Source organism: Planomonospora corallina (genome assembly GCF_042650625.1).
In the GTDB taxonomy this organism is placed as follows: domain Bacteria; phylum Actinomycetota; class Actinomycetes; order Streptosporangiales; family Streptosporangiaceae; genus Planomonospora_B; species Planomonospora_B corallina.
The window spans coordinates 1-5,556 of record NZ_JBHSBM010000053.1 but is presented as its reverse complement, the minus strand read 5'-3'; the positions used below and the strand labels follow the sequence as shown (position 1 = coordinate 5,556).

7 protein-coding genes are annotated in these 5,556 nt (G+C 71.6%); all 7 read right to left on the bottom strand.

Features of this window, described 5'->3' with window-relative positions; genetic code table 11:
- Nucleotides 1-43: 43 nt before the first annotated feature.
- The 7 genes from ACFOWE_RS30520 to ACFOWE_RS30490 are packed head-to-tail and all read right to left on the bottom strand — an operon-like array spanning nucleotide 44 to nucleotide 5,004.
- Entirely contained in the window at nucleotides 44-523 is a 480-nt protein-coding gene (locus tag ACFOWE_RS30520) for a hypothetical protein (protein ID WP_377293961.1), read from the bottom strand.
- A gap of 9 nt (nucleotides 524-532) precedes the next feature.
- On the bottom strand, nucleotides 533-895 hold the full coding sequence (locus ACFOWE_RS30515; RefSeq protein WP_377293959.1) for a response regulator: 363 nt from the start codon (nucleotides 893-895) through the stop codon (nucleotides 533-535).
- A 5-nt stretch (nucleotides 896-900) separates the two neighbouring features.
- A complete protein-coding gene (locus tag ACFOWE_RS30510) occupies nucleotides 901-1,365 on the bottom strand; it encodes a chemotaxis protein CheX (protein ID WP_377293957.1) in 465 nt (154 codons plus the stop codon).
- Nucleotides 1,362-1,739, bottom strand: coding sequence for a response regulator (locus ACFOWE_RS30505; protein ID WP_344866857.1), 378 nt, complete (start codon nucleotides 1,737-1,739; stop codon nucleotides 1,362-1,364). Before ACFOWE_RS30505 ends, ACFOWE_RS30510 begins: the two co-directional genes overlap by 4 nt.
- Before the next feature lie 16 nt (nucleotides 1,740-1,755).
- Nucleotides 1,756-2,598, bottom strand: coding sequence for a CheR family methyltransferase (locus tag ACFOWE_RS30500; protein ID WP_377293954.1), 843 nt, complete (start codon nucleotides 2,596-2,598; stop codon nucleotides 1,756-1,758).
- A 4-nt stretch (nucleotides 2,599-2,602) separates the two neighbouring features.
- Nucleotides 2,603-3,673: a protein-glutamate methylesterase/protein-glutamine glutaminase gene (locus ACFOWE_RS30495; RefSeq protein ID WP_377293952.1), complete on the bottom strand. Its 1,071-nt coding sequence runs from the start codon at nucleotides 3,671-3,673 to the stop codon at nucleotides 2,603-2,605.
- A gap of 56 nt (nucleotides 3,674-3,729) precedes the next feature.
- The gene (locus tag ACFOWE_RS30490) at nucleotides 3,730-5,004 is read right to left on the bottom strand and encodes an MFS transporter (protein WP_377293950.1); all 1,275 of its coding nucleotides are present in this window, start codon (nucleotides 5,002-5,004) and stop codon (nucleotides 3,730-3,732) included.
- Between the last annotated feature and the right edge of the window lie 552 nt (nucleotides 5,005-5,556).

Below are 5,556 nucleotides of genomic sequence, written 5' to 3'. Positions count from 1 at the left end.
GTCCCCGTGGGGACGGCGCCTCTCGGCGGTTCTCCCGGACCCGTCAGCCGGCCAGGGAGAGCCAGAACTTGCCGGAACCGTATCCGGCGATGTCGACCTTCAGATCGAGGCGGGCGCCGAGGGCCAGCAGGCGGCTGATGGCGTCCGCGGGGGCCGCCTCCCCGGGCATGTACGCCTCGTACAGCTTCAGGTGCGGCAGATCCTGCTGGTTGAGCAGGCCCGTCAGGATGTTGCAGATCTCCCGGACGTTGTCGGCCAGCATCGGGGTCAGCTCGCCGTCCTCGATGGAGGCCTCCGCGCCGCCCACCGGGATCAGGCCGATGGCCGCCCCGGCGTAGGAGGACAGATTGAGGTCGAGCCCGGCCACCGCCGTCAGCTTCCGGGAACCGTCGACGTACAGGGCGACGGCCGCCTTGCGCAGGTCCTCGGCCAGGGCCGGGTCGGTCACGCCCACGGTGACGTTGCGCCCCAGCATGTCCTCGAACAGATCCCTTATGGCTTTCGGCGCCGGAAGTGTCGACATGAAGGGCCTCTACCCCAGGATCGGGCCGAGTACATCGGCGAACGTGTCCGCGGTGAACGGCTTGGTGATCAGGAACAGCGCGCCGGCCTGCTCGGCCATCTGCTTCATCTCGTCCGTGCTCTCGGAGGTGACGAAGCCGAGCGGCATGCTCTCCCCGGCCGCGCGCAGCGCCCGCAGCACCTCGATCCCGGTCATCTCCGGCATGTTCCAGTCCGACAGGATCAGATCCGGCTTCTCCGAGACGGCCAGGTCGTAGGCCTGGCGGCCGTCGGCGGCCTCGACGAGGTCGTGACCGCCGAAACCGGCCTGGCGGAGGGTGCGCGTGACGATCTGGCGCATGACCCTGCTGTCGTCGGCGATGAGAATCTTCATTTCGGCTACTCCCCTGCCCCGGACTTGCTGGTCCACACGCCGATCGCGATCTTCTCGTCCTGCCAGCTGCCCTGGAGACGGCAGACCTCCACCGCCGCCGGCCACTTGGCGCCACCGGTCTCGCCCGTGACCACGTGCGGGAGGGAGAGCAGCGAGCCGTCGGGCAGCAGGCTCTTGACGTTGCCCCCGATCACGTTGACCAGCTCGCCGACCGCGTCGGCGACGTCGTCGTCGGAGACCTCGTCGGCCTCCATGCCCAGCAGGGCCGAGGTGGACATCCGGGCCGCCCCCTCGGAGAACGTCATGACGACGTGCCCTTCCCAGGCGCCCGTCACCGAGACCGACGCGATCACATGCGGCGGCGCCGGGGCCTCGGGCGACGGCAGGAACGGGTGGACGCCCTCGGGGTCCAGGTAGGACAGCCAGACCTGCTCGGTGATGGCGTTCAGGTCGTCGGTGGTAACGCTCATTGCATGATTCCACTCGGGACGAGGCCCAGCAGGGCCAGCTTCTCTGCGATCGCCTCAGGCGTGAACGGCTTGATGACGTACTCGTGCGCCCCCGCGGCGAGCGCCCGGACGATCTGCCCGTGCTCGCTCTCGGTGGTCACCATCATCAGCGTCATCTGCCGGAAACGCTCGTCGGCGCGGACGGCCGTGACGAACTCCAGTCCGTTCATCTCCGGCATGTTCCAGTCGATGAGCGCCACCTGCGGCACCGGATCCGCCGTCTGCAGCAGATCAAGTGCTTCTTTTCCGTTTCCGGCCTCGATTACCTCGAAGCCCAGCTGCGTGACGATGCGGCGCAGAATCAGTCTCATAGCGCGGCTGTCGTCGATCACCATGGCCTGCACCGTGGTGTCACCCCTTCCTTGTCGCGCCGACCGGCGCAGTGACATCGACGCGTGGGCGGTAGGCCGACGCGCGCCCGGCGACGACGCGTTCGAACCCGTCGTCGATGCCGATAGTGGTTTCGGCGGCTCCGAGGAACAGCCAGCCGTCAGGACGCATCAGGCTGCGTACCCGCCGCAGCACCGAGCGCTTGGTCTCCAGATCGAAGTAGATCAGGACGTTGCGCAGGAACACCACGTCGAAGGGCACCACCTGCGGCAGCGGTGCGGCGAGGTTCATCTTCTGGAAGGAGATGTTGCGGCGCAGCGCCTCGGACACCTTCCATTCCGTACCCACCCGGTCGAAGTAACGCACCAGCATGGGCACGGGCAGTCCCCGGTTGACCTCGAGCTGGCTGTAGCGGCCGGCCTTGGCCCGCTCGATCATCTCCGAGGAGATGTCGGTCGCGAAGATCTCGTACTGGCTGGTCCGCACCGACTCCTCCAGCAGCATGGCCAGGCTGTACGGCTCCTGCCCGCTGGAGCAGGCGGCCGACCAGACGCGGAGCCGGTGGCCGGGCGGACGCCGCTCGGCCAGGTCCGGCAGCACGTTCTCGGTGAACGCGGTGAACGGCTCGCGATCGCGCAGCCACGACGTCTCGTTGGTGGTGAGCGCGTCGACGATCTGGTCGGCGAACGCGCGCTCGCGCTGCGCCCGCGCGACGAACTCCGACACCGTCGTGGTGCCGGCCCGCCGGGCGAGGGGCAGGATGCGCGCCTCCACCAGGTACTCCTTGCCGGTTTCGAGGACGATCGCCGCCTCGCGCCGGACGAGCCCGCTCACGAAGGCGAACTCCTGTTGGGTCAGAGCCATCTGATCATCCTCGGGGCCTTGCCGGGCGGCCACCGGCCACGCGGCTGATGAGATGCTGGGAAATGTCTTTCAGGGGGAGGATCGCGTGGGCCAGTCCCGCTCCGGCCACCGCCCCGGGCATGCCCCAGACGACCGACGTCGCCTCGTCCTGCGCGACGATCTCCGCCCCCTTGGAGGCCAGGAGCTCGCTGCCGCGCTTGCCGTCCTGTCCCATGCCGGTCAGGATCACGCCGAGGGTCGCTCCGCCGTACGTCTGGGCGACGGAGCGGAACAGCACGTCCACGGCGGGGCGGCAGAAGTTCTCGGCAGGACCCTGCTGCAGGTGGGTGAAGACGCCGGTGCCGCGCCGCACGACCTCCATGTGGTAGTCGCCGGGCGCGATGTAGACCGTCCCGGCCTTCACCGGCATCTCCGGACGGGCCTCGACGACGTGCAGCCGCGAGGACCGGTCGAGCCGCTCGGCGAACATCTTGGTGAACACCTGCGGCATGTGCTGGACCACGACGATCGGCAGGGGGAAGTCGGCGGGCAGCGCGTTGACCACCTTGGCCAGCGCGTCGGGACCGCCGGTGGAGCAGCCCACCGCGACGATCTCGGCGGTGCCGGTCCCGCCCGCCGGGCGGGCGGGCGGAGCGGCCAGGCGGGGGGCGGGCCGGGCCGCGCGCGGCGTCCCGGTCCGGCAGAGCGCGTGGATGCGGGGGATGATCTGCTCACGGACGCTCTTGATGGACTCCGCGACGCTGCCGACGTTGGCCGGCTTGGTCACGTAGTCGCTGGCGCCCGCGGCCAGCGCCTCCAGCGTGGCCGAGGCGCCGACCGAGGTCAGCGTGCTGAACATGATGACCGGCAGGCGCGGGTGGACCTTCCGGATCTCGCGGATCGTGGTCAGGCCGTCCATCACCGGCATCTCGATGTCGAGCGTGACGATGTCGGGCTTCAGCATCTCGATCTTGGAGAGGGCGACCTTGCCGTTGGGAGCGGTGCCCGCCACCGTGATGCCGGGATCCGCGCTCAGCGCGTCGACGATCAGGCGTCGGACGACGACCGAGTCGTCGACCACGAGAACCGATACCACGCGGGGCCTCCTGAATATGAAGCGGGACATGTCTCACAGCCCGCCCGTCGGGTTTCCTATCGACAGGCAGGGCTGAGGGCTGAGGATTCACCGGCCTTCTCGCCGCCGGACAGGACCGCCGGGAGCCGGTGCCCGAGCGTGCGCGCCAGCGCCGCCGCGGCCACGACCGTGACCACCGAACAGGCCACGCCCGCCCCGACGAGGGCCGTGCGGGGTCCCAGCGTGTCGCAGAGCACGCCCAGCAGCGGCCCGCCGACCGCCCCGGAGGCCGCGCCGACCATGGACTGCGCGGCCAGCACCCGTCCCCGCATCTCCGGCGCGGTGCCGAGCTGGGCCCGCGTGCTGACCGCGGTGTCCAGGACGACCGCGCCGGCCGCGATCGGCAGCAGCATCAGGGCGAAGGAGAGCAGGCCCGGCATGACCCCGCTGAGAACCTGCCCGACGCCGGTGAGCGCCGCGGCGGCGAACAGCAGGGGGAACGTCAGGTCGCGCCGGGAGGCCGCGTACAGGCCGCCGACGACGGCGCCGGCGGCGAAGACGACCGACAGCAGCCCGTACCCGGCCGCGCCGGCGCCCAGCGGCCCGTCGCTCATCGCGGCCATGGTGACCTGGTAGTTGCGGCCGAGGGCGCCCAGCACGAGGGCGAGACCGAGCAGGATGAGCAGCCACCGGGTCCCGCCGATGTAGCGCAGCCCGGCCGCGATCCCGACCTTCTCCGCCGCGGCGCGCGGCAGCGGGTGCATCTCGCCGGCGCGCATGCGGCAGATCGCCACGATGATCACCGCGAAGCTCAGCGCGTTCAGCACGAAGAGCGTCCCGGTCCCGGCGACGGGGATGAGCACGCCGGCCGCGCCCATGCCGAGGATGCGCCCGCCGGAGCTGATCACCGAGCCGAGGGCCAGCGCGTTCGGCAGGTCCTCGGGGCCGACGACCTCCGCGCCGAACCGTCCCAGGGCGGGACCGTCCAGGGCGGAGACCACGCCGCCGAGCAGGGCGACCGCGTAGATGGGCCAGACGCTCCCGGCGCCGGTCAGGGCGATCACCGCCAGGACCGCCGCGAGCAGCCCGTGCAGGAACTGGGTGGTCAGCAGCAGCGGCCGGGCGGGGAGCCGGTCGGCCAGGCAGCCGCCGGCGAAGGCCAGCAGCAGGGTGGGCAGCGACTGCAGGAACAGGCCGAAGCCGAGGCTGGTGGCCGAGCCGGTGATGGACAGCAGCAGCCAGTTGACGCCCAGGACCTGCATCCAGGTCCCGGCGACCGACAGGAAGTCCGCCCCCGCCCACAGCCGGTAGTTGTGGTGCCGCAGGGCACGGAACATGTCGGGGGTTCGCACGGCGACGTTTCCTCTGTCGGTCCTCGAAGGGGGTAGAGGTCTCGTCGCATCCGTCCTGCCGGGGCGGTCCCCCGGAACGGGGTGGCCGGCGCCGCGGCGGGACGGCCGTGCGTGCGCGGCGCCGCGGCGGGCACCGTCACCGGTCGCGGGCGGTCCGTCCTCCGCCCAGCCGATCGGCAGGCGGGACCGGGCTCTGAGTTTCGAAAGGGTTGCGGCGCCCGGTACGGCGGGCGGCCGGGACACCGGGGCCCGTCCGCCCCGGGGCCGGATGCCGGGTGGCGGGGCGTCCGGCGGGGCACGGCGGGAGGCCCGGTCGTCCGCGTCCGGGGAAACAGGCGGCCCCGGCCTCCCTGGGGCGGATTCACCAGGAGGGGCCGGGGCCGTACGGCGGGCCGCCGAGGGGGAAGGAGAGGGCGGGCCGCCGGGAGCGGAGGGCCGGAGATCGGGGAAGACGGCCCTCCTTCGGGGAGCCCGGGCAGGAGGGCTCCCCGGCGGGAGGGTCAGACGGAGAACCGGTTCACGACCGCCCGCAGCTCGGCGGACATGCGGGCC

What these genes read in the sequence shown, in the direction of transcription:
- ACFOWE_RS30520 (WP_377293961.1), bottom strand. Translation starts at nt 523, where the DNA reads ATGTCGACACTTCCGGCGCCGAAAGCCATAAGGGATCTGTTCGAGGAC.
- ACFOWE_RS30515 (WP_377293959.1), bottom strand. Translation starts at nt 895, where the DNA reads ATGAAGATTCTCATCGCCGACGACAGCAGGGTCATGCGCCAGATCGTC.
- ACFOWE_RS30510 (WP_377293957.1), bottom strand. Translation starts at nt 1,365, where the DNA reads ATGAGCGTTACCACCGACGACCTGAACGCCATCACCGAGCAGGTCTGG.
- ACFOWE_RS30505 (WP_344866857.1), bottom strand. Translation starts at nt 1,739, where the DNA reads ATGGTGATCGACGACAGCCGCGCTATGAGACTGATTCTGCGCCGCATC.
- ACFOWE_RS30500 (WP_377293954.1), bottom strand. Translation starts at nt 2,598, where the DNA reads ATGGCTCTGACCCAACAGGAGTTCGCCTTCGTGAGCGGGCTCGTCCGG.